The 249-nt window shown below is 49.4% G+C and carries 1 protein-coding gene; it reads right to left on the bottom strand.

Annotation, left to right across the window (positions count from 1 at the left end; translation table 11 throughout):
- Positions 1-249 (bottom strand): phage portal protein (locus ACTHTG_RS11240; RefSeq protein WP_440362653.1); only part of this gene is annotated, 249 nt, incomplete at both ends.

Genomic DNA, 249 nt, shown 5'->3' with positions numbered 1-249 from the left:
GATAATCAGCGCATAGGCATTGCCATATTGCAAAACATGGCTTTGCATCAAACTCTTGAACTCATAGGCCGTCTGAAACTTATTCGGCTGCCGTTTCAGCAGTTTCCAAACAGGATGCTCCGTAGCAGTCTCACGCCCGTCATCGTTATGCAGCACATTCAGCGGCAACATCCCGATACTTTGGCTGATTAACGTGACACACCGATACAGCGCGGCATTGCACAAAGCCTTTCGCCCATCAATACCCAC

This window comes from Neisseria sp. P0017.S009, from assembly GCF_051957375.1.
In the GTDB taxonomy this organism is placed as follows: Bacteria; Pseudomonadota; Gammaproteobacteria; order Burkholderiales; family Neisseriaceae; genus Neisseria; species Neisseria perflava.
This window is presented reverse-complemented; position numbering and strand designations above follow the sequence as displayed.